Origin of the sequence: Actinomadura sp. B10D3, from assembly GCF_039871695.1 — a bacterium.
In the GTDB taxonomy this organism is placed as follows: Bacteria; Actinomycetota; Actinomycetes; order Streptosporangiales; family Streptosporangiaceae; genus Spirillospora; species Spirillospora madurae.
On the sequence record NZ_JBDPLY010000002.1, the window covers coordinates 525,482 to 548,718 of the forward strand.

General features: G+C 73.5%; 25 protein-coding genes. 18 read left to right on the forward strand and 7 right to left on the reverse strand.

Annotated elements, in window-relative coordinates; all coding sequences use genetic code 11:
- Window positions 1-42: 42 nt before the first annotated feature.
- Window positions 43-231 carry a hypothetical protein gene (locus tag ABGB11_RS05765; RefSeq protein WP_347629511.1) on the reverse strand — a complete coding sequence of 63 codons (189 nt, stop codon included), beginning with the start codon at window positions 229-231 and terminating at the stop codon, window positions 43-45.
- On the reverse strand, window positions 231-782 hold the full coding sequence (locus tag ABGB11_RS05770; protein WP_347629513.1) for a hemerythrin domain-containing protein: 552 nt from the start codon (window positions 780-782) through the stop codon (window positions 231-233). Before ABGB11_RS05770 ends, ABGB11_RS05765 begins: the two co-directional genes overlap by 1 nt.
- 93 nt (window positions 783-875) lie before the next feature.
- On the opposite strand from ABGB11_RS05770, the gene ABGB11_RS05775 reads away from it, so the two are divergent.
- Entirely contained in the window at window positions 876-3,557 is a 2,682-nt protein-coding gene (locus ABGB11_RS05775; RefSeq protein ID WP_347629515.1) for a LuxR family transcriptional regulator, read from the forward strand.
- Here the strand turns inward: ABGB11_RS05775 and ABGB11_RS05780 are convergent.
- On the reverse strand, window positions 3,554-4,429 hold the full coding sequence (locus ABGB11_RS05780) for an arylamine N-acetyltransferase (protein WP_347629517.1): 876 nt from the start codon (window positions 4,427-4,429) through the stop codon (window positions 3,554-3,556). The two genes, ABGB11_RS05775 and ABGB11_RS05780, sit on opposite strands and share 4 nt — an antisense overlap.
- Window positions 4,430-4,610: 181 nt before the next feature.
- Here ABGB11_RS05780 and ABGB11_RS05785 point away from each other — a divergent pair, with 181 nt between their 5' ends.
- The 3 genes from ABGB11_RS05785 to ABGB11_RS05795 all read left to right on the forward strand — a co-directional run bounded on the left by ABGB11_RS05785 (window position 4,611) and on the right by ABGB11_RS05795 (window position 6,709).
- Complete coding sequence (locus ABGB11_RS05785; RefSeq protein WP_347629519.1) at window positions 4,611-5,420, forward strand: hypothetical protein; 810 nt, start codon at window positions 4,611-4,613, stop codon at window positions 5,418-5,420.
- Complete coding sequence (locus ABGB11_RS05790) at window positions 5,417-6,049, forward strand: class F sortase (RefSeq protein ID WP_347629521.1); 633 nt, start codon at window positions 5,417-5,419, stop codon at window positions 6,047-6,049. The genes ABGB11_RS05785 and ABGB11_RS05790 overlap by 4 nt, the downstream gene beginning before the upstream one ends.
- A 96-nt stretch (window positions 6,050-6,145) precedes the next feature.
- Window positions 6,146-6,709: an ATP-binding protein gene (locus ABGB11_RS05795; protein WP_347629523.1), complete on the forward strand. Its 564-nt coding sequence runs from the start codon at window positions 6,146-6,148 to the stop codon at window positions 6,707-6,709.
- On the opposite strand, the gene ABGB11_RS05800 is transcribed toward ABGB11_RS05795, so the two are convergent.
- The gene (locus tag ABGB11_RS05800; RefSeq protein ID WP_347629525.1) at window positions 6,693-6,839 is read right to left on the reverse strand and encodes a hypothetical protein; all 147 of its coding nucleotides are present in this window, start codon (window positions 6,837-6,839) and stop codon (window positions 6,693-6,695) included. The genes ABGB11_RS05795 and ABGB11_RS05800 overlap by 17 nt on opposite strands.
- A 591-nt stretch (window positions 6,840-7,430) precedes the next feature.
- Here ABGB11_RS05800 and ABGB11_RS05805 point away from each other — a divergent pair.
- The 4 genes from ABGB11_RS05805 to ABGB11_RS05820 all read left to right on the forward strand — a co-directional run bounded on the left by ABGB11_RS05805 (window position 7,431) and on the right by ABGB11_RS05820 (window position 11,794).
- The gene (locus tag ABGB11_RS05805) at window positions 7,431-8,546 is read left to right on the forward strand and encodes a hypothetical protein (RefSeq protein WP_347629527.1); all 1,116 of its coding nucleotides are present in this window, start codon (window positions 7,431-7,433) and stop codon (window positions 8,544-8,546) included.
- A gap of 40 nt (window positions 8,547-8,586) precedes the next feature.
- Window positions 8,587-10,179 carry a CocE/NonD family hydrolase gene (locus ABGB11_RS05810; RefSeq protein WP_347629529.1) on the forward strand — a complete coding sequence of 531 codons (1,593 nt, stop codon included), beginning with the start codon at window positions 8,587-8,589 and terminating at the stop codon, window positions 10,177-10,179.
- 559 nt (window positions 10,180-10,738) lie between these two features.
- Entirely contained in the window at window positions 10,739-10,987 is a 249-nt protein-coding gene (locus ABGB11_RS05815; protein ID WP_347629531.1) for a hypothetical protein, read from the forward strand.
- A 12-nt stretch (window positions 10,988-10,999) separates the two neighbouring features.
- Window positions 11,000-11,794 carry a hypothetical protein gene (locus ABGB11_RS05820; RefSeq protein ID WP_347629533.1) on the forward strand — a complete coding sequence of 265 codons (795 nt, stop codon included), beginning with the start codon at window positions 11,000-11,002 and terminating at the stop codon, window positions 11,792-11,794.
- A 62-nt stretch (window positions 11,795-11,856) separates the two neighbouring features.
- Here the strand turns inward: ABGB11_RS05820 and ABGB11_RS05825 are convergent, their stop codons facing one another.
- A complete protein-coding gene (locus ABGB11_RS05825) occupies window positions 11,857-12,054 on the reverse strand; it encodes a hypothetical protein (protein WP_347629535.1) in 198 nt (65 codons plus the stop codon).
- 101 nt (window positions 12,055-12,155) lie between these two features.
- On the opposite strand from ABGB11_RS05825, the gene ABGB11_RS05830 reads away from it, so the two are divergent.
- The 6 genes from ABGB11_RS05830 (at window position 12,156) to ABGB11_RS05855 (ending at window position 16,133) form a co-directional block, all read left to right on the forward strand.
- Entirely contained in the window at window positions 12,156-12,371 is a 216-nt protein-coding gene (locus tag ABGB11_RS05830; protein ID WP_347629537.1) for a hypothetical protein, read from the forward strand.
- A 105-nt stretch (window positions 12,372-12,476) separates the two neighbouring features.
- A complete protein-coding gene (locus tag ABGB11_RS05835; RefSeq protein ID WP_347629539.1) occupies window positions 12,477-12,833 on the forward strand; it encodes a DUF488 family protein in 357 nt (118 codons plus the stop codon).
- Between the two features lie 263 nt (window positions 12,834-13,096).
- Window positions 13,097-13,747, forward strand: coding sequence for a DUF4360 domain-containing protein (locus ABGB11_RS05840; RefSeq protein WP_347629541.1), 651 nt, complete (start codon window positions 13,097-13,099; stop codon window positions 13,745-13,747).
- A 42-nt stretch (window positions 13,748-13,789) separates the two neighbouring features.
- Window positions 13,790-14,437, forward strand: a complete 648-nt coding sequence (locus ABGB11_RS05845; protein ID WP_347629543.1) for a DUF4360 domain-containing protein — start codon at window positions 13,790-13,792, stop codon at window positions 14,435-14,437.
- Between the two features lie 141 nt (window positions 14,438-14,578).
- Window positions 14,579-15,955 (forward strand): NADP-specific glutamate dehydrogenase, encoded by a 1,377-nt coding sequence (gene gdhA / locus ABGB11_RS05850; protein ID WP_347629545.1) that lies wholly within the window; start codon window positions 14,579-14,581, stop codon window positions 15,953-15,955.
- Between the two features lie 25 nt (window positions 15,956-15,980).
- Complete coding sequence (locus ABGB11_RS05855; RefSeq protein WP_347629547.1) at window positions 15,981-16,133, forward strand: helix-turn-helix domain-containing protein; 153 nt, start codon at window positions 15,981-15,983, stop codon at window positions 16,131-16,133.
- On the opposite strand, the gene ABGB11_RS05860 is transcribed toward ABGB11_RS05855, so the two are convergent.
- Complete coding sequence (locus tag ABGB11_RS05860) at window positions 16,105-17,127, reverse strand: methyltransferase (RefSeq protein ID WP_347629549.1); 1,023 nt, start codon at window positions 17,125-17,127, stop codon at window positions 16,105-16,107. The two genes, ABGB11_RS05855 and ABGB11_RS05860, sit on opposite strands and share 29 nt — an antisense overlap.
- Before the next feature lie 79 nt (window positions 17,128-17,206).
- Here ABGB11_RS05860 and ABGB11_RS05865 point away from each other — a divergent pair, with 79 nt between their 5' ends.
- The 4 genes from ABGB11_RS05865 to ABGB11_RS05880 all read left to right on the forward strand — a co-directional run bounded on the left by ABGB11_RS05865 (window position 17,207) and on the right by ABGB11_RS05880 (window position 21,510).
- Complete coding sequence (locus tag ABGB11_RS05865; RefSeq protein ID WP_347629551.1) at window positions 17,207-17,836, forward strand: helix-turn-helix domain-containing protein; 630 nt, start codon at window positions 17,207-17,209, stop codon at window positions 17,834-17,836.
- A gap of 139 nt (window positions 17,837-17,975) precedes the next feature.
- A complete protein-coding gene (locus tag ABGB11_RS05870) occupies window positions 17,976-20,486 on the forward strand; it encodes an ATP-dependent Clp protease ATP-binding subunit (RefSeq protein WP_347629553.1) in 2,511 nt (836 codons plus the stop codon).
- 38 nt (window positions 20,487-20,524) lie between these two features.
- Window positions 20,525-21,076 (forward strand): CGNR zinc finger domain-containing protein, encoded by a 552-nt coding sequence (locus tag ABGB11_RS05875; protein ID WP_347629555.1) that lies wholly within the window; start codon window positions 20,525-20,527, stop codon window positions 21,074-21,076.
- Window positions 21,073-21,510 carry a protein-tyrosine phosphatase family protein gene (locus ABGB11_RS05880; protein ID WP_347629557.1) on the forward strand — a complete coding sequence of 146 codons (438 nt, stop codon included), beginning with the start codon at window positions 21,073-21,075 and terminating at the stop codon, window positions 21,508-21,510. The genes ABGB11_RS05875 and ABGB11_RS05880 overlap by 4 nt, the downstream gene beginning before the upstream one ends.
- On the opposite strand, the gene ABGB11_RS05885 is transcribed toward ABGB11_RS05880, so the two are convergent.
- Window positions 21,507-23,108 (reverse strand): GMC family oxidoreductase N-terminal domain-containing protein, encoded by a 1,602-nt coding sequence (locus ABGB11_RS05885; RefSeq protein ID WP_347629559.1) that lies wholly within the window; start codon window positions 23,106-23,108, stop codon window positions 21,507-21,509. The genes ABGB11_RS05880 and ABGB11_RS05885 overlap by 4 nt on opposite strands.
- Window positions 23,109-23,237: the final 129 nt, after the last annotated feature.

The following is a 23,237-nucleotide window of genomic DNA, read 5'->3' on the forward strand; positions in this document are numbered from 1 at the left end:
CCCGGGGACGTCCCGGGGCGGCCTTCGTATCGGTGCAGAAGGTCAGGGGACCTCGGTCTGCGGGCTGTAGCCGTCGTCCTCGCCGCCGGGCGTCTCCGCCTCCGCGACCGGCGGGTCGGTGGGGCCGGGGGCGTGCTCGTCGGCAAAGTCGGCGTCGTCCTCCTGGGGTGCGTTCGCCTCGGCGCGCCGGTCGGCGAGCGGCTTGTCCTGGTCGTTCCTGCGGTCGCCCATCAGCCGCGCATCCTCTCGATCGCGTCGCGGACGCGGTCGGTGACGGACGCCATCGGGCCGACCGCGAAGTTCTTGGTGGGCGACTCCACGCCCTGGTGGGGGTGCGTCGGCGCGACCGCCTCGGCGGCCCGGACGGCCTTGGCCATGCCCCGCATCTGCTCGGGCGTCGCCTCGCGGGCGATGCGCGGGAACTCCTCCTTCTCCTCGTGCGAGGCGTGCGCCTCCAGGTCCTTGTGGAACCCGGCGAACGTCTCGTGGAAGTCGGCGGACTCGGGGTCCATCTTCTCCAGCTCCGACAGAACGCCCTTGGCGTCGTGCTCCTCCCGCAGCCGCTCGTCCACGATGGACGAGCCGTCGCCGATGGCGCGCCGCGCGAACGGATGGACGATCTGCTCCTCCGCGGTCTCGTGCACCGCGAGGAGTTCGCGCAGCCGGTCGAAGGCGTCCTTGCGCACCTGCCCGTGGTTCTTCTCCACCGTGGACGCAAGCCGGCGGATCTCCTCGTGCTGCGCGAGCAGCAGGTCCACGACGTTCTCGGCCTCTGCGGCCATGATCGACCTCCTCCACTGGGTTCGAACGGGCCGATACCCGGAGGGCGGGGTTCAACCCTCGGGGCCGCGGGTGGCGCTGAGTAGGCTGACCCCATGCTTTACGGGCGGGACGGGGAACTGGCCGCGATCGACGGGCTTCTCCGCCGGGCCCGTGACGGTCACAGCGGCACCCTCGCCCTGCGCGGCGAGGCCGGGATCGGCAAGTCCGCGCTCCTCGACCACGCGGCCGCCGCGGACGGCATGCGCGTCCTGCGGGCGACGGGCGTCGAGAACGAGAGCGCCATGCCGTACGCGGGTCTGCACCTGCTGCTCGGGCGGTTCGCGGACCGCTTCGGCGGCCTGCCGGAGCAGCAGGGCCTGGCGCTGTGCGCGGCGCTCAACATGGGCGGGCGGCCCGGGGAGGGCGACCGGTTCCTGGTCGGGCTCGCGGTGCTGACCCTGCTGTCCGACCTGGCCGAGGAGCGCCCGCTGCTGGTGCTGGTCGACGACGCGCACTGGATGGACGCCCCGTCCGCCGGCGCGCTGCTGTTCGCCGCCCGCCGCCTGGAGGCCGAGCCGATCGCGATGATCTTCGCGGCGCGCGACGCGGACGCGCCGGAGTTCGCCGCGGAGGGGATACCGGAGCTGCGCCTGCGCGGCCTCGACCGGGACGCCGCGCGGCGGCTGCTCGCCGAGCGCACCGCGACGCTGCCGGGGCGGATGGAGCAGGAGGTGCTGGTCGCGGCGATGGGGAACCCGCTCGCGCTGCTCGAACTGCCGGCGCGGGGCGGCCACGGGTCGGCGTACGAGCGGATCCGCCGGTCGTACGCCGAGCGGATCGCCGCGCTGCCGGAGCGGGCGCGGCGGCTCCTGCTGCTGGTGGCCTCGGACGACCTCGGCGACGTCGGCGTGATCGTGGCGGCGGCGGGGCGGTGCGGCGCGTCCGTCGACGACGCGGCCCCGGCCGAGCGGGCGGGGCTGCTGCGCACGACGGCCGACGGGCGGCTGGAGGTGCGGCATCCGCTGATCCGCACCGCCGCCGTCGAGGAGGCGCCGCTGAACGCGCGGCTGGCGGCACACCGGGCGCTGGCGGAGGCGTACCGGGAGCGCGGCGACGACTGCCATCACGCGTGGCATCTGATCAGCGGGGTCACCGAGCCGGAGGAGCGCATCGCGGCCCTCCTGGAGAAGACCGCCGAGACGGAGCGCGACGCGGGCGGCAACGCGTCCGTCGCCGCGATGTACGAGGCCGCCGCCGAGCTGAGCGAGGACCGGGCGGAGCGCGGGCGGCGGCTGGCGGCGGCGGCGCGCGCCGCGGCCGACGCGGGCCTGCCGGAGCGGGCGGTCCAGCTGGCGGCCCGCGCCGAGCCCGACCTGCCCGATCCGGTGGCACGGGCGGAGCTGACGCTGACCCGGGCCTCCCTCGCCGACGAGCAGGACCGGACGCGGGACGCCTACCGGCTGTTCGCCGAGACGGCCGCGTCCGTCGTCGATCTCGACCCGCAGACGTCGGGCTACCTGTACTTCCAGGCGGCGTCCGCGGCGGCCAACGCCGGGGACTTCGCGGCGCTGGACGACATCGTCGCCGAGGGGGTCCGCGCCGGCGTCCCGAACGCGTCCCACCTGCGGGCGCTGAGCCGGGTGTTCGCGGGGCAGCGGCCGCTCGCCACCGGCGCCGAGCTCGCGGACGGCGTGGCGGCGCTGCGGGAGCTGATGGAGGCGATGGGCACCTGCTACGGGCCGCGCGACCGGATCCGCGCCGGGCTGTGGCATCTGCTGGTCGGGGACCTGCGGGGCGCCGCGGAGGCCGCCGCCGCGCTGGAGCGGCGCCACCGCGAGGAGGGCTCGATCGGGCTGCTCGCCGCGGTGCTGATGCTGCGCTCCCGGACGGACCTGCTGCTCGGCCGGCACCGCGACGCGCTCACCGCCGCCTCGGAGGGCAGGCGGATCGCCGCCGACACCGGGCAGCAGCGGATCCGCGTCTACCTCGACACCGTGCTGGCGCAGCTCGCCGCGATCGGCGGCGACGAGCGCCGGTGCGCCGAGCTGACGGAGGAGGCGCTGGCGCGTGGCGTCCCGCCGAGCAGCGTGCACGCGGCGTCGGCGCGCGCTCTTCTCGACCTGGGCCTCGGACGGTACGAAGCCGCCGTCGAACGCCTTTCGGACGTCCTGTCGGGCCCGAACCGGCAGGGCGCCATCGCGGCCCTGCCGGACCTGGTCGAAGCGGCCGTCCGGGCCGGTGTTCCAGAGCGCGCGCGGGAAGCCGGTGAGTGGTACGGCACGTGGGCCGCGCATGTAGGGCGGCCATGGGCCGAGGCCATCGCGGCGCGCTGTGCCGCTCTTCTCACCCCGGACGACCCTGACGCGCTGTACTCGCGTGCCCTGGAGCTGCACCGTGAGGGCGGGACGCCGTTCGAGCAGGCGCGTACCGAGCTGCTGTACGGCGAGTGGCTGCGAAGGTCGCGGCGCCGCAACGACGCGCGGGCGCGGCTGCACTCCGCGCTGGAGGCGTTCGACCGGCTCGGCGCGGCACCGTGGGTCGAGCGCGCCCGCGCCGAGCTGCGCGCCGCCGGGGAGAGCCTCACCGACGGCGGGGACGGGCGGGACGTCCTCGCCGGCCGCCTCACCCCGCAGGAACTCCAGGTCGTCCGGCTGGCGGCGACGGGCCTGAGCAACCGGGAGATCGGCGCCCAGCTCTTCCTCAGCCCCCGGACGGTCGGCTACCACCTCTACAAGGCCTACCCGAAGCTCGGCGTCGCCGGCCGCGCCGAACTCGGCCGGCTCGACCTGAACTAGCTCCTGTCCCGCACGAACGAGACGAGGCCGGGCGCGTCCTCACCTTCGAGGACGATGCCGAAGTCGGCGGCGAGCGTCGCCGGCAGGTCGGCGGGGGTGAGCGTGCGGGTCTCGACCGTGCCGTCCGGGCGGGTGAGGGTGTGGGTCGTCCCGTCCAGCACGTGGAGGACGTCCGGCGAGAACCTCTGTACGAACGGGCGGGCCGTGAAGGGCGAACGCGCGTTGGTCGAGACGTAGTAGTTGAACACCTCGAAGTCGATGCGGAACGTCTCGTTCAGCGGGAACGTGTGCCGCTGGACCCATCCGTCCGGGCCGCGCTGGTGCATTTCCCAGCCCGCTGTGCTGGGCGTCCACGTCTCGACCGTGCGGCCCCGCTGAAGCCGGAAACCCCAGCCGTCCTGGACGGCCTCCTCCCCGTCGACGAGCCGCAGAGGCTCCAGCGGCCCGGCGCCGAAGCCCACGTCGCAGAGCCACGCGGGCTCGTCCCGCGACCCTCCCGGCGGGCGGACGTGCAGGAGCGCGTGCGTGGACGGCCGGAGCTTCGGCGAGCCCAGCGTCACCCGCGCCGCCAGCGCGATCACCTCGAAGCCGAGCCGCTCCAGCACGGCCGCGAACAGCCGGTTGTGCTCGAAGCAGTAGCCGCCGCGCGGGCTGCCGACGAGCTTCGCCTGGACGGCGTCCAGCGACATCTCCACCGGCCGCCCGAGCATGATCTCCAGGTTCTCGAACGGGATGGACGTGACGTGCGCCCGGTGCAGGGCGCGCAGCGTCTCCACTGTGGGGGCCAGGTCGCCGTCGTGGGCGACGCGCTTCAAATAGGCGGGCAGGTCCAGCAGGTCGCCCTGCCACCCGTAGCCGAGATCCTCGCTCATGCACGTCGTAACAACGGACGAGGCGCGGATCTTTCCGTGCGCCGCACGGTGCCGATGTTCATGACCCGGCGCAGAAGTGCCCGCCCGGATGCTTTGCCGTTCAGGTACCCGCCCGGCGTATTAGTGCGGTTCTCGCCGGGGCAGCCCCACAGCGCCGGGGATCTTCGGGGAAGGGGCAGGCATGGAGAAGAAGGGCAGACGGCCGTCCGCCTGCGTCGCGGGGTTCGTGCTCGCCTGCGCCGCCGCGACGCCGGTCATGGCCGCGCCGGCGTCCGCCGCGGACGGCACCGCCTCCCGGAGCGTCACCTACCAGGCCGCGCTGGAGCCGCTCAACCACCAGAACGCCTCCGGCTCGCTCACCCTGCGGCTGGACGGCCGCCGCGCCACGATCGACGAGCACTTCGAGGGGCTGACCGGCACGTCGGAGGGCATGCCCTACCCGCACCTCCAGCACATCCGCGGCGGCGGGCGGGGCGACTGCCCCACCATGGCCGCCGACGAGAACGGCGACGGCATCGTCAGCGCCACGGAGGGCGCGCCCTTCTACGGGCCGGTCCAGACGACGCTGTCCGTCACCGGGAGCACTTCGGCGGAGGCCGGTACCGACGTCGAGACCGCGCCGACCGGGGCCGAGACCGACTACACGCGCGTCACCACCCTGGACGCGGCCACGCTGCGATCGCTGCGCGCGGGCACCGCCGTCGTCGTGGTGCACGGGGTCGACCCGGCCCTGCTCAGCCCCCGCATCCAGAAGAAGCGGAGCGAGCTCGTGCCGTCGCTTTCCCTGGCTGCGACGTCGCCCGTTCTCTGCGGCGTCCTGAGAGCCATGCCGGACGGCGGCGCCGTGACGGGCACCGGGTCCACCGCGGCCCACGACGCGCCGAGCAAGATCGTGCAGGGGGCGTGGGTTCTGGGCGGCGCCGCCGGGCTGGCGGCCGTGGCGCTGCTGGCGCGCCTTCTCCTGCGGCGCCGAGGGCGGACGCGGGGGTGACCGCGAGGGGGCTCGCGGCCGCCCTCTGCGTGGCCGCGGCGATGGTGGCGGCGGCCTCGGGGGTGGACGGCCGGGCCGCCGGGGACGATCCCGCCGCACGGGCGGTGGCCGTGTCCCGGACCTCGCCCCCTCCGCGTCGAGCCGTGCCGCCCGCCCGGCTCCCCGCGTCCCCGCCGGTCCGCCTGGTCATCCCGGCCGCGGGCGTCGACTCGCCCGTCGCGCGGGCCGGGCTGCGCCCGGACGGCTCGCTGGAGCCGCCCCGGCCGCCGAACGAGGACGAGGCGGCCTGGTACACGGGCTCGGTCACCCCCGGGCAGCCCGGCACGGCGGTGATCGAGGGGCATCGGGACTCGGCCTCGGGTCCGTCGGTGTTCTACCGGCTCGGCCGGCTCCGGCCGGGGGAGCGGGTGAGCGTGCTGCGCGCCGACCGCGCCACCGCCGTCTTCACCGTGGACGCCGTCCGCACTTTCCCCAAGGACGGCTTCCCCTCGCGGGCCGTGTACGGCGACACGCGGGAGCCGTCCCTCCGGTTGATCACGTGCGGCGGGGACTTCGACGCGCGTGCCGGGCATTACCGCGCCAACGTCGTGGCGTTCGCGCGGCTGACCGCCGTCCTCGGCGACGGGTAGTGCGGCGCGCGGGGCCGCCGCCCTGAACGGGACGCGGGCCCCGGGCCGTACTTCGAGGTGACGGGCGACTTTCCGGAGGGCGAAGGAGCCGTCGCGGTGGGCGTCGAGGACGTGGTGCGAGCGGCCGGCCGGGTGCCGGGCGGTGCGGGCCCCGTGCCCGGTGCCCGCCGGCGCGGGGGAGGCGGTGCTGTGGAAGGGACGCGGGACCGCGTGGTGATCGGCGAGATCATGCTGCCGGGCGTGCGGCGGGCGGTCGGGTGCGCGCGGAGCTTCGTCCGGAACGTGGCGGCCGGCCATCCCGCGCTGGACGACATGGTCATGGTGGCGAGCGAGACGGTCGCGAACGCGATCGCGCACACCGCGTCCGGGCGCGAGGGCGGGCTGGTGACGGTCGTCCTCGCCGTCGAGGCCGGCGCGTACCGGCTGGAGGTCGGCGACGACGGCGCGGCCGGCGGGCGCCCGCACGTCAAGCCGGAGGCCGGGGCGGAGACCGGCCGCGGGATGCGGATCGTGGACGCGCTGGCGGAGCGCTGGGGGTTCCGGGCGGACGGCGCCCGGACGGTCGTGTGGGCCGAGTTCCCGGCCCCGCCCGCCGCGGAGCGGGGCCGGGGCCGGGGCCGGGATACGGACGGGGAGACGCCGGTCAGCGGCCCCGGTTGAGCTGCCGGGTCGGCATCTGCCGGACGTTGCGGCGGTTGTTGTTCGCGAGGTTCGCCTTGAAGTCGGAGTTCTTCCGCCGCTGCTTCTTCTTTCCGTTTTTGGCGAACGGGTCGTTGTTAATGGCACGCATGAAGAGACCACCTCCGGGCACGGATGAATTCGGCCGTGAAAGGGCGGATGAAAAGGGAATGAGGGTGCGCGGCGACGTCGCAGGTCACACGAGGGGTGTGCCTGCGATACGGGAGCGCCGAGGAAGCGACGGGAGTGGGCCCGCGGCGGTGCCGGGGGCGGCTCGACCGGAGAAGGATCAAAGCTTCATGCGTAAGAGTTAGCCACAGTCGCGCCGGAGTGTCAACCCGGAAAATTGCGTTTCCGTGGACCTCTTTTCTGTCGCGGGGTGGGGGGTGACCCCAACCCCGGAACCGCCCGGATGGCGCGATCGGTGGGGTACCCATCGTTGACGCCATGGACGCCGGGTGGACAGCCTGGAGGCATGCGCGTGGTGTCGCGTCGGTGTGCAGCGGCGCGCTCCTGCCGGCCGAGGCCGGAGTGCTGGACGTCCGCCGGCGTCACGGCCGGGATGGACCTGGTGCTGGCGCTGTGTGCGCCGCTACATCCAGTACGAGCCGGCGCCGCCGTACATGGCCGGCGAACCCGGGTGATCGCAACGAACATTCCGCCATACCAGTGATGATCTTCGCTTATCGGCATAATCACGCGAATGGCGCTATCGCTTCCGGTGAGGTTCCGCAGCGACGGCGTGCGGGTGGCCGTGGAGACCGACCCCCTGCACGCCCCGCTGCGCGACTTCCTCATCAACGACCTGGGCGAGGACCTCTCCGCGATCGCCCGCGCGCAGGGCCGGCTGAACGGCGACCCCGCCCGGCCCTGGCAGGAGCACTACCGCTACCACCGCCTCGACTTCGACGGCACGATCGTGCACGTCCGGGACGTCGCCGGATGGGCGTCCTGCGACCTCGACCCGGCCGTCCTCCGCCAGTGCCTGGACGAGTACCTCCAGGAGGTCGGCGCCCTCAAGAGCCGCCGGAGCCTCGAACGCGGCCTCGGCCAGGCCCGCGAGGGCGAGCCCGTGGCCACGTCGCTCGCCCTCGGCGCGGTATCGCCGCGCACCCAGGGCTGGGGCCTGATCCAGACGCCGCGCGCCGTCCTGGAGGACCTCGCGGGGCTGACCCCGCACCCGGACGCCTGCCTGCCGCACGGCGTCCTCGGAACCGGCTCCGGCGCGTGCTGGGCCGACCTCGCCGTGCTGGACGAGACGGGCACGCGCCTGCGCGGCGGCACCAAAACGTTCATGCCGAGGGGGATCGACCCTGAGCGCCTCATGGGCGAGCTGGGCAACGCCCTGACCCAGGCCCGCTTCCTCAAGTCCATCCCGGGAGCGTGGTCGGGGGTCGTCGCAGGGGTCCCCGTGCACGGCTACGTCGACCCGGAGACCGTCCTGCGGCTCCCCTGCGAACCGATCGAGATCGGCGGCGTCGTCCGGCGCGTCAGGGTGTTCTTCCCGGAGCTGGCCGATTCGGGTGTCGACCTGGAGTCCGCGGCGTCCGCCGCGAGCGAGCTCACCGCGTCGGTGAACGGGCCGCGGCACGTCCTCACGGCGTTCCTGCTCCACGACCTGCAGAGCCATCGGCACCACCTGGAGGTCCTCCGCGCGGCCCGTCCCGGCTGGGAACACACGGGCAACGCCTGCCACCTGCGCCTGGACGTCCAGACCGTCCGGCTGGAACACCTGTGGCTCCCCGGCCACGCCTGCGAGATCCCCACCGGAGAGTTCGGCGGCATCCTCTACGAGTACGAACGGCTCCTCACCTCCTGACGCTATCCTTCGCAGCCGGGAGAACGGGGGAGGGACGTCCATGGTCGTTGCGGGACGACTCGTCGACCGCCTCCTCGGCCTTTCCGAGTCGCCGTCGCCGCACGCCGAGGTCGTGCGCGACCTGCGCGTCCCCATGCCGGACGGGATCGCGCTCGTCGCCGACCTCTACCGCCCGCGCGGTGCTGGCCCGCTCCCGGCCGTCCTGATCCGCACCCCGTACGGCAAGCGGCAGGGCGCCGTCCGGCTGTTCGCGGGCGTCCTCACCCGGCGCGGGTTCCAGGTCGTGGTCCAGAACGTGCGCGGTGTCCTCGGGTCTGAGGGCGAGTTCCACGCCTTCCACGACGAGAAGGACGACGGCCTGGCGACGCTCAGGTGGCTCCGTGCCCAGCCCTGGTGCGACGGCAAGGTCGCCATGGTCGGCGCCAGCTACCTGGGGTTCGCCGAATGGGCGGCCGCGCCCTATGCGGACCCGCCCTTGGAGGCCATGGGGCTCGGCATCACCGCGTCCGAGTTCGTCAGTTCCTTCTACCCGGGCGGTGCGCTCGCCCTGCACAACACGCTCGTCTGGTCGTCGCTGATGGGCACGCAGGACGAGAGAAGGCGGCCGCTCCACAACAGGCGCGTCCGGCAGGCGATGCGGCACCTGCCGCTGGACGAGGCCGACATCGCGGCCATCGGACGTCCCGAGACCTTCCTCCGCGAGGTCGCGGCCCATGCCGAGCCAGGCGACGGCTTCTGGGAGGGCACCGACCACAGCGCCGCCGTCCCGCAGACGACCGCGCCCACCACGATGGTGGCGGGCTGGTGGGACCTCTTCCTGCGCCGCCAGCTCAAGGACTTCACCGCCCTCCACGCGGCCGGACGGGACGTCCGCATCACCATCGGCCCATGGGGACACGACCTCAGAGCGCTCCGCGCGACGCTCTCCGACCAGGTGTCCTGGCTGAACGCCCACCTCAACGGAGACAGGGCCCAACTCCGCAAGGCGCGAGTGAGGCTGCACCTGCAGAAGGCCAATACGTGGCTGGACTTCGACCAGTGGCCCCCACCCGAGACCCGGACCACGCCGCTCTATCTCTCCCAAGGCCTCACCTGGGACGTGCCGGACGAGGACCCCGCCACGTTCACCTACGACCCCTACGACCCCACGCCGAACGTCGGAGGCCCGCTGCTGTCGCCCGGCAAGGGCGGGCAGCGCGACAACGCGCCCCTCGAACGCCGCGACGACGTGGTCGTCCTCACCGGGGCGCCGCTGACCCGTGACCTCGACCTCATCGGTCCCGTCTCGGCGACGGTCCACGTCCGCACCAGCACCGGCCAGGGCGACCTCTTCGTCCGCCTCTGCGACGTCGACCGCGACGGCGTCTCGCGGAACGTCACCGACGGCATCGCGCGCATCGCGGCGGACGGCGTCGTCCGCGCCGAGATCGAGATGCACCCGACCGCCTACCGCTTCCGGCGCGGCCACCGCCCGCGCGTCATGCTCGCGGCCGGCGCGTTCCCCCGCTTCGCCCGCAACCCCGGCACCGGCGAGCCCGCGGGCCGGGCCGTCGCGTTCCGCCGCACCCGCTTCGAGATACTCCGCACCAGGAGCCGCCCCTCCGCCCTCCACCTGCCCGTTTGGGACGGCTAAGTCCGCTTCCGCGACGGAGCGTCATCCGTTCGTCGCACACGGTGTCCCGTTCGTCGACACGGGCGGGCAAAGCCTCGATCCTCCCGCGGGTGCTCGCTACGTTCTTCACGTCCGCGGAACGGCCGGTGCGAAACCGCTTCGGGGGGAGCGGTCGGTCCTGTGAGCGCACCGGGCCGGCATGGCGGAACGGGGAGAGAGGGGTCACTTCGGGGGGAGTGGCCCCTCCGTCCGTTTCACGGACCCTCCCGCTCGGCCGCGCGGCGTGTCGCGGCGTGTCGCGGCGTGGCGCGGAAATCCCAGCTCCAGCTCTCAAGATCGGCGTCCGGCGGGCGCCGCCGCACCAAGAGCGATCTCCCTGCGGCGGGTTACCGGAATTCTTCGCAAAGGAATTGCCGGGGCCGTGAAAAAGGTCCGGGACACGTGTCAATCAAGCGGAGATCGCGGCGTCATGCGGGATGTTTCCCCTTGTGCTGCCAAATGGCCGATCCGCGGCGCCGGGCCGGAAAACTTGACCCGGAGGAAGTCGACTTCGGGGAGCGCCTGCGAAATGGTTCTCCCCATGCATTCACGTATTCGAAACACCGGGCCGTCCGGTCCCACCGGATGGCTGCTGGCCTTTCTCGGCGCCCGCGAGCAGGCGCTGCGCACGCACACCGGGGTCGCCGCCGGACCGGCCGAATGGCTGCTGGTCTTCCTGGAGGTCGAGCGCGCGGAGCTCGCCGCCCGGCAGCGTCCGGCCGCCCTGCTGTCGCGGCGCGGCAGGTCCGAGGAGTCCCCGTTCGGCCGGCTCACCGCCCGCAGCGCCTGAAGGAGCGGCCCCGTGACCATCGAGATGCTCCTCGCCGCCGTGATCGGCGGCGCGCTCGGCCTCGCCGAGCTCCTCACCCGTTACCGCGACAAGCCCGTCGCGGCCCTGCTGTCCCCGGGCGGGCTGCTGTTCGTCTTCGTCAACGCCAGCGCGTCCGTCGTCGCGCTGATCGCGATGACCGCGTCCGGCTGGACGTTCGGGCTGCCCCCCACCACGCCCCCGGCGAGCCTCATGATCGTCCGGGTGATCGCGGCGGGGATCGGCTCGGCGGCCGTGCTGCGGATGTCGTTCGGCCCGGCGCACAGCGGAGGCACCGGCCCCGTCGCCCTGCTCGGCGGCATCCTGCGGGTCGCCGACGGCGAGCTGGAGCGCAAGCGCGCGCTCAGCCGGCTGTCGCACAACGACCTGTCGGGCCTGTCGTTCGAACGCGACCACGCGGCCCTCGCCGAGCTGTGCTGCCACCTCCTGCGCGAGTTCGACCTCGCCGAGGCGCAGCGGCTCGGGGGCCTCGCGGCCGAGCTGAGCAGCCGCGACGACCTCACCGACGCCGACAAGCTCGACTGCTGGGGGCTGGAGCTGACCCGGCTCGTCGGGGAGCGCGCCCTCCGGCAGGCGGCGCGGCGGCTGCGCGACCGGCCTCGCGACGAGCTCCGCCCGGCCGCCGGCCAGGCGGCGGCCCAGGCCGCCCCAGCGCCGGACGACCACCTGCTGGAGACCGCCCCGGCCCGCCCGTCGGTGGCCAAGACCTCCCGCCTCGCCCCGAGCGCCAACGGCAGGACGGAACGCAAATCGTTCAGCGACGCGTGACACCCCGGGAAATACCGGTGCGCCCCCTTCCGGGTGCACCGGTATTTTCGCTGGGCCGGCCGCTACCGGGGCCGGACGGACAGCGGCGGGGCGCCGTCGGCCTCGTCCCGCTCCTCCAGGGCGGCCGCGATGCGGTGCAGCGCCTCCGCCATCGAGACGAGCGCCTGCACCTGTGCGGCCGCCATGAGGTTCGCGGGCGAGGGGTCGGCGGCCTGGGCCTCCGCGGCCGCCTCGCAGGCCTGCTGGCTCCACCAATGCACGCCGCGATCCTAATCGAGGGCGCGAACGCGGCTCCCGCCGCCGCGCCGCCCGCTGCCCGCCCCGGCGGTTCTTTGCCGGCAGAGACGAGAGGGCCCCGCCCGTGAACACAGAGCAGCGCACCGCGCCGGCCGCCCGGCTCCCGCGCTGGGCCGGGAAACCGGTCCGGCGGCTGACCGCGGGAGAGCTCGCCGAGGCGCTCGCCTACCTGGAGCGGCACCGGCCCGAGGACGACGTCCTCGGCCGCGCGCTCGCCGGCGAGTTCGCCCGCCGCACCGCCGCCGCGGAGTTCGCCCGCCGAGCCGCCGCCGGCCGCTGACCGCCACCCCGGCGTTTCCGGCACCGGCGTGCCGGGCGAATCCACAGCGCGGCACCGGCGGGTCCCAGGGCGCTTCGAGGCCGCAGAGAGGGTATACGTGCGGGCATGGAGGTACGACTGCGCAGGGTGTACGAGCCGCCTTCGTCCGATGACGGGAAGCGGATCCTGGTCGACCGCGTCTGGCCGCGCGGGCTGTCCAAGGAGGACGCGCGGCTGGACGAGTGGCTGAAGGACGTCGCCCCGTCCACCGAGCTGCGCAAGTGGTACGGGCACGACGCCGAGAAGTTCGAGGAGTTCGCCCGCCGCTACGACGCCGAGCTGGCCGAGCCCGAGCGCGCGTCCGCGCTCGACCACCTGCGGGAACTCACGAGCGAGGGCACCGTCACCCTCCTCACCGCGACCAAGGACGTCGAGCGCAGCCAGGCCGCCGTCCTCGCCGACCGCCTCCGCGGCAAGGGCTGACACCGCGGCAAGGGCTGACACCGCGCCTTCTACGCGTACTGGACGGGCCGCTTGAATTTCCCGGCCGGTTGAATGGAACGCTCCTTCCAGCGCCCATGCCGGCCGTTTTCACATTGGACGTTCCAATGTGCCTGCTCTCGCCCGTTCAGAAGAGGGTCTTTTGCTGTTTTCAGTGGGTCATGAAAAGTGAAAAACGGCGATTGACCCTTCTGACCTGGGAAGTTTACGCTCCCTTTGCGCAGGTCCCAGCGAGGAGGAATCGCATGCGTAAAGGGATTGCCGTTTCCGCTGCCGCCGCAATTTCCGCGGGCGTCCTGTCCGCCACGCCGGCGTCCGCGGCGCCGCTGCGGGCGCCCGGACCGGACGGGGTGACGATCGAGATCGCGACCGTCAACGGGTCGGGCTGCCCGGCCGGGACGGCCGCCGTCGCCGTGTCGGACGACAAGGAGGCGTTCACCGTCACCTACAGCGACTACACCGCCCAGGCGGGCGGCTCCTCCGGCCCGACGGACTTCCGGAAGAACTGCCAGATCAGCATGAAGGTGCACGTCCCGCAGGGGTTCACCTACGCGATCGCGTCCACCGACTACCGCGGCTTCGCGTGGCTGGAGCCGGGCGCCGGCGGCATCGAGAAGGCGAGCTACTACTTCCAGGGCATGCCGCAGACCGCCGCGGTCTCGCACAGCATCCAGGGCGAGTACGCCGACAACTGGCAGTTCACCGACACCAACGACGTCGCGCAGCTGGTCTACAAGCCGTGCGGCGAGGAGCGCAATTTCAACGTCAACACCGAGCTGCGCGTGCTCAAGGGCACCTCGGACCCCGCGAAGACCAGCTTCATGTCGATGGACTCGACCGACGGCAGCATCAAGACCACCTACCACTTCGCCTGGAAGAAGTGCCCCCCGTGGTGACGGCCGCCGGACGAGAAGGCACCGAGTAAAGGAGAACCCCCGATGCGAACTCGACTGACCGCCGCGGCGGCGTGCGTGGCCGCCCTGGCGCTGCCGCTGTCCGCCGCCCCCGCGTCCGCCGCCGCGGATCCGCCGCCGCCCGACCGGATCGTCATCGACGTGCTGACCGTGAACGGGTCGGGCTGCCACGCCGGGACGGCCGCGGTCGCGACGGCGAGCGACAACACCTCGTTCACCGTCACCTACAGCGACTACCTGGCCCGGGCGGGCGGGAACTCCGACCCGACCGACTTCCGGAAGAACTGCCAGATCAACCTGGGCGTGCACGTCCCGCAGGGCTTCACCTACGCGATCGCCGGCGCCGACTACCGGGGCTTCGCGCACCTGGAGGCCGGGGCGAGCGGCATGGAGAAGGCGAACTACTACCACCAGGGCATGGCGCAGACGACGCCCGTCAGCCACACGATCCGCGGCGGCTACTCCGACAACTGGCAGTTCTCCGACCGGACGGACGTCTCCGAGCTGGTCTTCAAGCCGTGCGGCGAGGACCGCAACTTCAACATCAACACCGAGCTGCGGGTGTACAAGGGCACCTCGGACCCGTCCAAGACCAGCTTCATGACCTTCGACTCGACCGACGGCAGCGTCAAGACCACCTACCACTTCGCCTGGAAGAAGTGCCCCGCCTGACCGGGGCCCCGAACGCCGGGCCGCGTCCCCGACCCAGGGCGGGCGCGGCCCGTGCACATGCCGGGACCTGCGGCGAGGCGCGTCCGGGCCGGTGGAGATGAGGTTTTACAGTGGAGGTGACGCGAGGAAGGGATCTTCACCATGCCGTTGGCCCCCCGCCTGCCCGCACCGCCCGAGACCCTGGAGCTCCTGGAGGAGTCCTACGCGAGGGTGCTGAGGCGCGATCCGGGTGAGCCGGAGTTCCACCAGGCCGTGCACGAGGTGCTGGAGTCCCTCGGCCCGGTGCTGGCCGCGCGGCCCGCGCTCGCCACCGCCAAGCTGGTCGAGCGGGTGATCGAGCCGGAGCGGCAGATCATGTTCCGCGTCCCCTGGCAGGACGACCGGGGCGAGATCCACGTCAACCGCGGCTTCCGCGTCGAGTACAACGGCGCGCTCGGGCCGTTCAAGGGCGGGCTCCGCTTCCACCCCACCGTCAACCTCGGCATCGTCAAGTTCCTCGGCTTCGAGCAGATCTTCAAGAACGCGCTGACCGGGCTCGGCATCGGCGGCGGCAAGGGCGGCAGCGACTTCGACCCGCACGGCCGCTCCGACGAGGAGGTCATGCGGTTCTGCCAGTCGTTCATGACCGAGCTGCACCGCCACGTCGGCGAGCACACCGACGTCCCCGCCGGCGACATCGGCGTCGGCGCCCGCGAGATCGGCTACCTGTTCGGCCAGTACCGCCGGGTCACCAACCGGTGGGAGGCCGGGATGCTGACCGGCAAGGGCATGCTCTGGGGCGGGTCCGCCTGCCGGACGGAGGCGACCGGGTACGGCAACGTCATGTTCACGGCCGAGATGCTCCGCCACCGCGGCGAGGACCTGGACGGCCAGCAGATCGTCGTGTCCGGCTCCGGCAACGTCGCGATCTACACGATCGAGAAGGCGCAGCAGCTCGGCGCGAACGTGATCACGGTGTCCGACTCCGGCGGCTACGTGGTGGACGAGAAGGGCATCGACCTCGACCTGCTCAAGAAGGTCAAGGAGGTCGACCGCGGCCGGGTGGCGGACTACGCCGACCTGCGCGGCTCCTCGGCCCGGTTCGTCGCGGGCGGCCGGGTGTGGGACGTCCCCGCCGACATCGCGCTGCCGTCCGCGACGCAGAACGAGCTGGACGCCGACGCCGCCGCGATCCTCGTCCGCAACGGCGTGAAGGCCGTGTCGGAGGGCGCGAACATGCCGGCGACGCCGGAGGCCGTCGCCGCCTTCCGGGAGGCGGGCGTCGCGTTCGGCCCGGGCAAGGCCGCCAACGCGGGCGGCGTCGCGGTCAGCGCGCTGGAGATGCGGCAGAACGCCAGCCGCGCCGCCTGGTCCTTCTCCCGGGTCGAGGAGGAGCTGTTGGCGATCATGACGAACATCCACGCGACCTGCTACGAGACCGCCGAACGCTACGGCGCCCCCGGCGACTACGTCGTCGGCGCCAACATCGCCGGCTTCGAGCGCGTCGCCGACGCCATGCTGGCCCAGGGCCTCGTCTGACCCGGCCCCGCAGCGGCGGATCGACGTGCGCGACCGACCGGTCAGCGCGATCGCCGCGCGCTGGGGCTTCGCCGACGCGGCCGCGTTCAGCCGGGTGTTCCGCGCCGCCTACGGGCTGCCGCCGGGGGAGTTCCGGCTGGCCGTGTCGGTCACATCCGGAGCGGCACCGCCTCGATGACGCCGAACGCGCCGGCGTCGTGGTCGACGGCGACCCGGGTGAGGTGCAGCCCGGCGCGGTTGAGCAGGTCCGCGTACTCGGCTCCGGTCCGCTGCCGGGCGCCGCGCGCCATGATCAGCATCTCGAGGTCGATCCACTTGGCGCGGGACGGACGGATGTCGTCGGGCAGCACCGCCTCCAGCAGCAGCACCCGCCCGTTCGGGTTCATGGCGCCGCGGCAGTTCGCGAGGATCCGCACGGCGCTGCCGTCGTCCCAGTCGTGCACGATGTTGGACAGCACGTAGGCGTCCCCGCCGGACGGGACGGACTCGAAGAAGTCCCCGCCGATGTACTCGCACCGGTCGGCGACGCCCGCGTCCTCCGCGGCCCGGCCCGCGCCGTCGACGACGTGGGGCAGGTCGAACACCACCCCGTGCGCGTCCGGATCGCCGGCCAGGATCGCCGCGAGCAGGGCGCCGTGCCCGCCGCCCACGTCCACGATCTTCGAGCCGGGCTCGAACTCGCACGCCGCCACGACCGGCGCGATCACCAGGCCGGACACCGCGGTCATCGCGGCGTTCAGCACCTGGCCGTCGGCGGGGTGGTCGCGGAAGTGGTCGAATCCCATCGCGCCGTGCACGTGCTCGAACGCCGGCTCGCCCGTCCGGACGCTGTGGGCGAGCGCCGTCCACGCCTCCCGGTGGAACGGCCGCCCCGTCATGATCGCCCAGTCGCGGAGCGAGCCCGGGACGCCGGTGCGCAGCACCTCGCCGAGCGGGGTCGAGGCGAACCGCCGGCCCTCCAGCTCCCGGAACAGGTCCAGGTCGGCGAGCGCCCGCAGCAGGCGGTACAGCGCGTCCGCGTCCGCGCCGACCGCCCGCGCGATGTCGTCCACGTGCCGCGGGCCGTCGGCCATCGTGTCGGCCACGCCCAGTTCGGCGGCGACGCTGATGGCCTGGGACACCCAGGTCCGGGTGGTGAGGTCCATCATCTGGGCGGTGAGTTCAGGATCCATGGTCGTGCCTCCCCGTAGGTGTTCAGCCCGATTCTGCTGCGGGGACGCGCGGAGGTCCTTGGCACTGGGCGCACGACCATTGACGACCGGTGCACGGCAGGACCCCGGCGTCTTCCCGCGCGCGCTGCTGCCCCTGCGTGACCGGGACCTCGGCACGCTCACCGGCACCCGCGTCCCGGGCACCGGCGGGCCCGGCGCGCTGATCTCCTCGCTGGCCCGGCAGCTGCCCGGCCAGCTCGACGGCATGGGCGCCGCCGCGCACCGGCTGGGCGGAGCCGCCCTCGACCTGCTGACCGCGGTGTTCGCGGCCCGCCTCGACCGGGCCGGCGACGTCTCCCGGGACGCCCGGCACCGCGCCCTGCTCCTGCGCGTCCACGCCTACATCGACGCGCGGCTCGGCGACCCCGGGCTGACCCCCGGCCGCATCGCCGCGGCCCATCACATCGCCGTCCGGCACCTGTACACGCTGTTCGAGGCGCAGGGGACGAGCGTGGCCGAGTGGATCCGGCTCCGCAGGCTCGAACGCGTCCGTGCCGACCTGCTCGACCCGGCGCTGCGGGCCCGCCCGGTCAGCGCGATCGCCGCCCGCTGGGGCTTCCCGAACGCCGCGCACTTCAGCCGGGTGTTCCGGGCCGTCCACGGCGAGCCGCCCGGCGAGTTCCGAGCGCGGACGGGCAACGGCCCCGCCGACGCGGTCAACGACCGCTGACCTCGGGCGGAGCAGGACGACCCCGCTCCGCGTCCGGTCCGCCTTTCGGCAGGCCGTCCTCGTGTTTTCGGCAAGTCTGCACGGGCAGGGACTCGACCGTTGCTATGACGTGTCCTTGGACGACCGGGGGGTTTCTGAGATGACCGCGGGGTGGTACGGGTCCGAAGGGATGGACCCCTTCGAGGAGATGCTCGCCCGCTACTTCGGGGCGCGGGCGCACCGCCGCCCGATGGAGCGGATCAGCATCGCGCGGCTGATGAGCGAGCCGGCGCGCGAGCTGGTGCGCGACGCGGCCGCGCAGGCGGCGCAGTGGGGCAGCCACGACCTGGACACCGACCACCTGCTGTGGGCGGCGACGCGGCAGCAGGGCACGCGGCAGTGGATGGCGCGGGCGGGCGCCGACCCGGACAAGATCAGGGCGGAGATCGAGGGGCACGCGCGGCGCGGCGACCCGCGGGAGGTGCCGCCCGAGCTGACCCCGTCCGCCAAGCGGGCGCTGCTCGACTCGCACCAGGTGTCGCGCGCCCTCGGCTCGTCCTACATCGGGCCCGAGCACCTGCTGTTCGCGCTGGCGCTCGACCGCGGGTCCACCGCGGGACGGATCCTCGACCACGAGCACGTCACGCCGGATTCCCTGCAGCAGGCGGCGGCGGGCGGCGGCCAGCCGCCCGGCGGGCCCGGCGGCGGGCAGCCGACCGGCACGCCCACGCTGGACGAGTTCGGCCGCGACCTCACCGCGCTCGCCCGGGAGGGCCGCATCGATCCCGTCATCGGGCGCGAGGACGAGATCGAGGAGACCGTCGAGGTGCTGTCGCGGCGCACCAAGAACAACCCGGTGCTGATCGGCGACCCGGGCGTCGGCAAGACCGCGATCGCCGAGGGGCTCGCCCAGCGGATCGTGGACGACGACGTCCCGGAGACGCTGCGCGGCACGCGGCTCGTCCAGCTCGACCTCGGCGGCGTCGTCGCCGGCACCCGCTACCGCGGCGACTTCGAGGAGCGGCTGAAGAAGCTCGTGGACGAGATCCGCGAGCACGCCGACGAGCTGGTCGTGTTCATCGACGAGATCCACACGATCGTCGGCGCGGGCAGCGCGGAGGGCGCGATGTCGGCGGGCAACATGCTGAAGCCGCCGCTGTCGCGCGGCGAGCTGCACGTGGTGGGCGCCACCACCATCGACGAGTACCGCCGCAACATCGAGAAGGACGCCGCGCTCGAACGCCGGTTCCAGCCGATCCTCGTGCCGGAGCCGAGCGCCGACGACAGCATCGAGATCCTGCGCGGCCTGCGCGACCGGTACGAGGCGCACCACCAGGTGCGGTTCACCGACGAGGCGCTGGTCGCCGCCGTCGACCTGTCCAGCCGCTACCTCACCGACCGCTTCCTGCCGGACAAGGCGATCGACCTGATCGACCAGGCGGGCGCCCGCGTCCGGCTGCGGTCCGGGACGCGGGACGGCGGGCGCCGCGGGCTGGAGCAGCGCCTGGACCGGCGCCGCCGGGAGAAGGACCAGGCCGTCGCGGACGAGGACTACGAGAAGGCGTCCGAGCTGCGCGACGAGATCGGCCGGCTGGAGAAGGAGCTCGCGGAGACGGAGGAGAACGGCGGGCCCGCGGCCGTCCCCGAGGTGACCACCGAGGACATCGCCGAGGTCGTCTCCCGGATCTCCGGCGTGCCCGTCACTCAGCTCACCCAGGCCGAGCGGGAGCGCCTCGTCGAGCTGGAGGAGCACCTGCACCAGCGCGTCGTCGGGCAGGAGGACGCGGTGGCGGCGGTGGCGCGGGCCGTCCGGCGGTCCCGCGCGGGGATGGGCGATCCGGACCGGCCGATCGGCGGGTTCCTGTTCCTCGGCCCGACCGGCGTCGGCAAGACCGAGCTGGCGAAGGCGCTGGCCGAGGCGCTGTTCGGCAGCCGCGACCGGCTGCTGCGGTTCGACATGAGCGAGTTCCAGGAGCGGCACACGGTCAGCCGCCTGATGGGCGCGCCTCCCGGGTACGTCGGCTACGAGGAGGCGGGCCAGCTCACCGACGCCGTCCGCCGGCAGCCGTACTCGGTGATCCTGCTGGACGAGATCGAGAAGGCGCACCAGGACGTGTTCAACGTCTTGCTCCAGCTGCTCGACGACGGCCGGCTCACCGACGCGCAGGGCCGCACCGTCGACTTCCGCAACACCGTCGTGATCATGACGAGCAATCTCGGCTCGGAGCTGATCACCGGCACCACCGAGATCGGGTTCGGCTCGGCCGACGGGGAGGGCTCCGCGCTGAGCGACCGGATCATGCGGCGGCTGCGCGAGTCGTTCCGGCCCGAGTTCCTCAACCGGATCGACGAGATCATCGTCTTCCGGCGGCTGGAGTCCGGGCAGCTCCGCCAGATCACCGACCTGCTCCTGGACGAGACGCGCCGCCGCCTCCGCGCGCAGGACGTCACGGTGACCTTCACCCCGGAGGCGGTGGACCTGCTCGCCGAGCGCGGCTACCAGCCCGAGTTCGGCGCCCGCCCCCTGCGCCGCACGATCCAGCGCGAGGTGGACGACGAGCTGTCCGATCTGCTGCTCGCGGGCGACCTCCGGCACGGCTCGCACGTGGAGGTGTCGGCGGTGGACGGCGGCCTCCAGTTCGACGTGAGCACCGCACCCGACGCTAGGTAAGGGTTATAGTCCTCCTGTAACCCTTACAGGAGGAACGGGTGCACATCCCTCTCGCCGACTACACGCCCGGCATCGAGCTGGCGAACGAGCTGGTCAGTACGTCTCCGACCGTCCGCGGTACGGAGGCGCTCCCTGACGCCGAGGCATTGGCGGCCCTGCTGGCGGGGCACGGGCTCCGGCCGTCCGCCGAGGACGTCTTCCCGGTCCAGCTCCTGCGCCGCGAGGTCCGCGGGATCATCGAGACCGAGACCGCCGAGCAGGCGGTGGCGGGCGCCGCCGTGCTGACCCGGCGCGCCGGCCGCGCGCCGGTCCTGCGCCGCGACCCGTCGGGGCGGTGGCGGTGGCACGTCCCGGCCGACCCGGACGCGCCGCTCGCCGACCGGCTCGCCGCGATGATCGGCGTCGCGCTGGCGGGGGTCGTCCGGGCGCTCGGGCACGAGCGCTTCCGCGCCTGCGCCGCCCCCGGCTGCCGAGGGGTGTTCGCCGACGCCAGCCGGGCCGGACGGCGCCGCTACTGCATGCCCGAGCGGTGCGGGAACCGCCTCAACGTCGCCAACCACCGCGCCCGCCGCCGGGAGGTGACCCGATGACGCTCACCGGCGCCATCCGCCTCCCGGACGGCACCCCGATCCGGGGCCGCGGCCTGCGCGCCCCCCTGCCGGACGGGCCGCTGCCCGAGTTCGGCCTCTACCTGGGCTCCGGCCGCCTCCGCCGCAAGCACGAGCCGGACCTGCGCTGGCCGTCCGCCTGGATCGTGTGGCCCGACTTCCTGCTTCCCCGGGACCGCGACGACGCCGTCCGGCGGATCCGCGCCCTGCACGAGAAGGCCCGCTCGGGCGCCGCCGCCGAGGTCGCCTGCGGCGGCGGCGTCGGACGCACCGGGACCGTCATCGCCTGCCTGGCCGTCCTGTCCGGCCTGGACCCGGCCGAGGCCGTCGCGTGGACGCGCGAGCACCACCACCCGCGGGCCGTCGAGACCCCGTGGCAGCGCCGCTGGGTGGCGTCCTTCCCGCCGCCCGCCTAGCCGAGGATCAGCGCCGCGCCGTGCTCGCCGATCATCATGCTCGGGGCGTTGGTGTTCCCCCCGGTGATGCTCGGCATGATCGACGCGTCCGCGACGCGGAGTCCCTCGACGCCGCGCACCCGCAGCGCCGGATCGACGACGGCCCGCTCGTCGGTTCCCATCCGGCACGACCCGACCGGGTGGTAGACGGTCGTCGCGCGGTTCGGCAGCTCCTTCACCAGCGCGGCGCGGTCCGGGAACTCCGGGCCCGGCGACAGCTCCTCCTTGACGTCCCCCGCGATGGCCTTGCCCGCCATCACCTCGCGGACCAGCTCGATGCCGTCCAGCAGCAGCCGGGCGTCGTCCGGGTCGGACAGGTAGCCCGGGTCGATGACCGGCGCGGCCAGCGGGTCGGCCGACGCCAGCCGGACCGTGCCGCGGCTCTTCGGGTAGATCAGCGTCGGCATGACCGTGAGCGCGGGCCGCTTGTCGACGGCGTGCCGGACGGGCGCGTCCTGGTTCGGGAACGGGTACGACCACGGCAGGGCGTGCAGCTGGATGTCGGGGACGTCCCCGGCCTGGCCGCTGCGGACGAACCCGACCGCCTCGAAGACGGAGCGGGCCACCCACGTCCCGCCCCGCGTCCACTCCTTGACGACGCCCCGGGCGAAGTAGGGCGCGGTGCCCTTGTTGCGGGCGGTGTCCATGACGAACGTCATCGGCACGAACATGTGGTCGTGCAGGTTGTCCCCGACCGGCAGGTCGGCGCGCACCTCGATGCCGTGCTCGCGCAGGTGCGCGGCCGGGCCCACGCCGGACAGCATCAGCAGGTGCGGCGAGCCGAACGCCCCGGCCGCCAGCACCACCTCCCTGGACGCCCGGACGGTCCCCTTCCCCTTCTTGGTGACGACCTCGACGCCCGTCGCGCGCCCCTTCTCGATCACCACGCGGGTCACGGTCACGCCGGTCAGCACGGTCAGGTTCGCCAGGCCGTGGTCATCCAGGTAGCCGACGGACGAGCTGTAGCGCAGCCCCCCGTCGACGCTCTGCTGGAAGATCCCGACACCCTCCTGCTCGGCGCCGTTGTAGTCGTCGTTGCGCTTCACTCCAACGGTGTCGGCGACCGCCTCGATGAACGCCTGCGACGCCGGCGTGAGGTCCTTCTGCCGCGTCACGTGGATGGGCCCGCCCGCGCCGCGCAGGTCGGTGGCGCCGCCCTCCCAGTTCTCCAGCCGCTTGTAGCTGCCGAGCACGTCGTCGAAGGCCCAGCCCTCGCACCCCTCGGCGGCCCAGTCGTCGTAGTTCCTGCGGTGCCCGCGCACGAACAGCATCCCGTTGATCGACCCGGACCCGCCGAGGACGCGTCCCCGCACCTGCGGGATCTTCCGGTCGAGCGCGTTCTGCTGCGGCGAGCTGTAGAACCCCCAGTCCAGCCGCTTCTTGAGCTGCGGGACGTTGTGGAAGACGGCGATCAGCCCGGGCTTGCGCACCAGCGGCGACCGGTCCGGCCCGCCCGCCTCGACCAGGACGACGCTCGCCCCGGACTCCGCCAGCCGCCTGGCCAGCACGCACCCGGCGCTCCCGGCCCCCACCACCACATAGTCAGCGCTCTGGTCCATGACGTCCTCTCAGCGGCCGGTCAGGCGACGGGTCGAGTGCGGCGATCGTAAGAGCGCCCGCGAGCCCCGCGGACCCCAAGTCCCGATCACCGGAACCTTCGCGACGGGAGGCCCCGGACGAGTCCGCCA

Bases quoted from the DNA above. Each gene is read 5' to 3' on its own strand.
- ABGB11_RS05785 (WP_347629519.1), top strand. From the start codon at position 4,611: ATGGAGAAGAAGGGCAGACGGCCGTCCGCCTGCGTCGCGGGGTTCGTG.
- gdhA (WP_347629545.1), top strand. From the start codon at position 14,579: ATGCCGTTGGCCCCCCGCCTGCCCGCACCGCCCGAGACCCTGGAGCTC.
- ABGB11_RS05845 (WP_347629543.1), top strand. From the start codon at position 13,790: ATGCGAACTCGACTGACCGCCGCGGCGGCGTGCGTGGCCGCCCTGGCG.
- ABGB11_RS05885 (WP_347629559.1), bottom strand. From the start codon at position 23,108: ATGGACCAGAGCGCTGACTATGTGGTGGTGGGGGCCGGGAGCGCCGGG.
- ABGB11_RS05810 (WP_347629529.1), top strand. From the start codon at position 8,587: ATGGTCGTTGCGGGACGACTCGTCGACCGCCTCCTCGGCCTTTCCGAG.
- ABGB11_RS05800 (WP_347629525.1), bottom strand. From the start codon at position 6,839: ATGCGTGCCATTAACAACGACCCGTTCGCCAAAAACGGAAAGAAGAAG.
- ABGB11_RS05880 (WP_347629557.1), top strand. From the start codon at position 21,073: ATGACGCTCACCGGCGCCATCCGCCTCCCGGACGGCACCCCGATCCGG.
- ABGB11_RS05770 (WP_347629513.1), bottom strand. From the start codon at position 782: ATGGCCGCAGAGGCCGAGAACGTCGTGGACCTGCTGCTCGCGCAGCAC.
- ABGB11_RS05780 (WP_347629517.1), bottom strand. From the start codon at position 4,429: ATGAGCGAGGATCTCGGCTACGGGTGGCAGGGCGACCTGCTGGACCTG.
- ABGB11_RS05860 (WP_347629549.1), bottom strand. From the start codon at position 17,127: ATGGATCCTGAACTCACCGCCCAGATGATGGACCTCACCACCCGGACC.
- ABGB11_RS05840 (WP_347629541.1), top strand. From the start codon at position 13,097: ATGCGTAAAGGGATTGCCGTTTCCGCTGCCGCCGCAATTTCCGCGGGC.
- ABGB11_RS05765 (WP_347629511.1), bottom strand. From the start codon at position 231: ATGGGCGACCGCAGGAACGACCAGGACAAGCCGCTCGCCGACCGGCGC.
- ABGB11_RS05815 (WP_347629531.1), top strand. From the start codon at position 10,739: ATGCATTCACGTATTCGAAACACCGGGCCGTCCGGTCCCACCGGATGG.
- ABGB11_RS05870 (WP_347629553.1), top strand. From the start codon at position 17,976: ATGACCGCGGGGTGGTACGGGTCCGAAGGGATGGACCCCTTCGAGGAG.
- ABGB11_RS05805 (WP_347629527.1), top strand. From the start codon at position 7,431: ATGGCGCTATCGCTTCCGGTGAGGTTCCGCAGCGACGGCGTGCGGGTG.
- ABGB11_RS05835 (WP_347629539.1), top strand. From the start codon at position 12,477: ATGGAGGTACGACTGCGCAGGGTGTACGAGCCGCCTTCGTCCGATGAC.
- ABGB11_RS05775 (WP_347629515.1), top strand. From the start codon at position 876: ATGCTTTACGGGCGGGACGGGGAACTGGCCGCGATCGACGGGCTTCTC.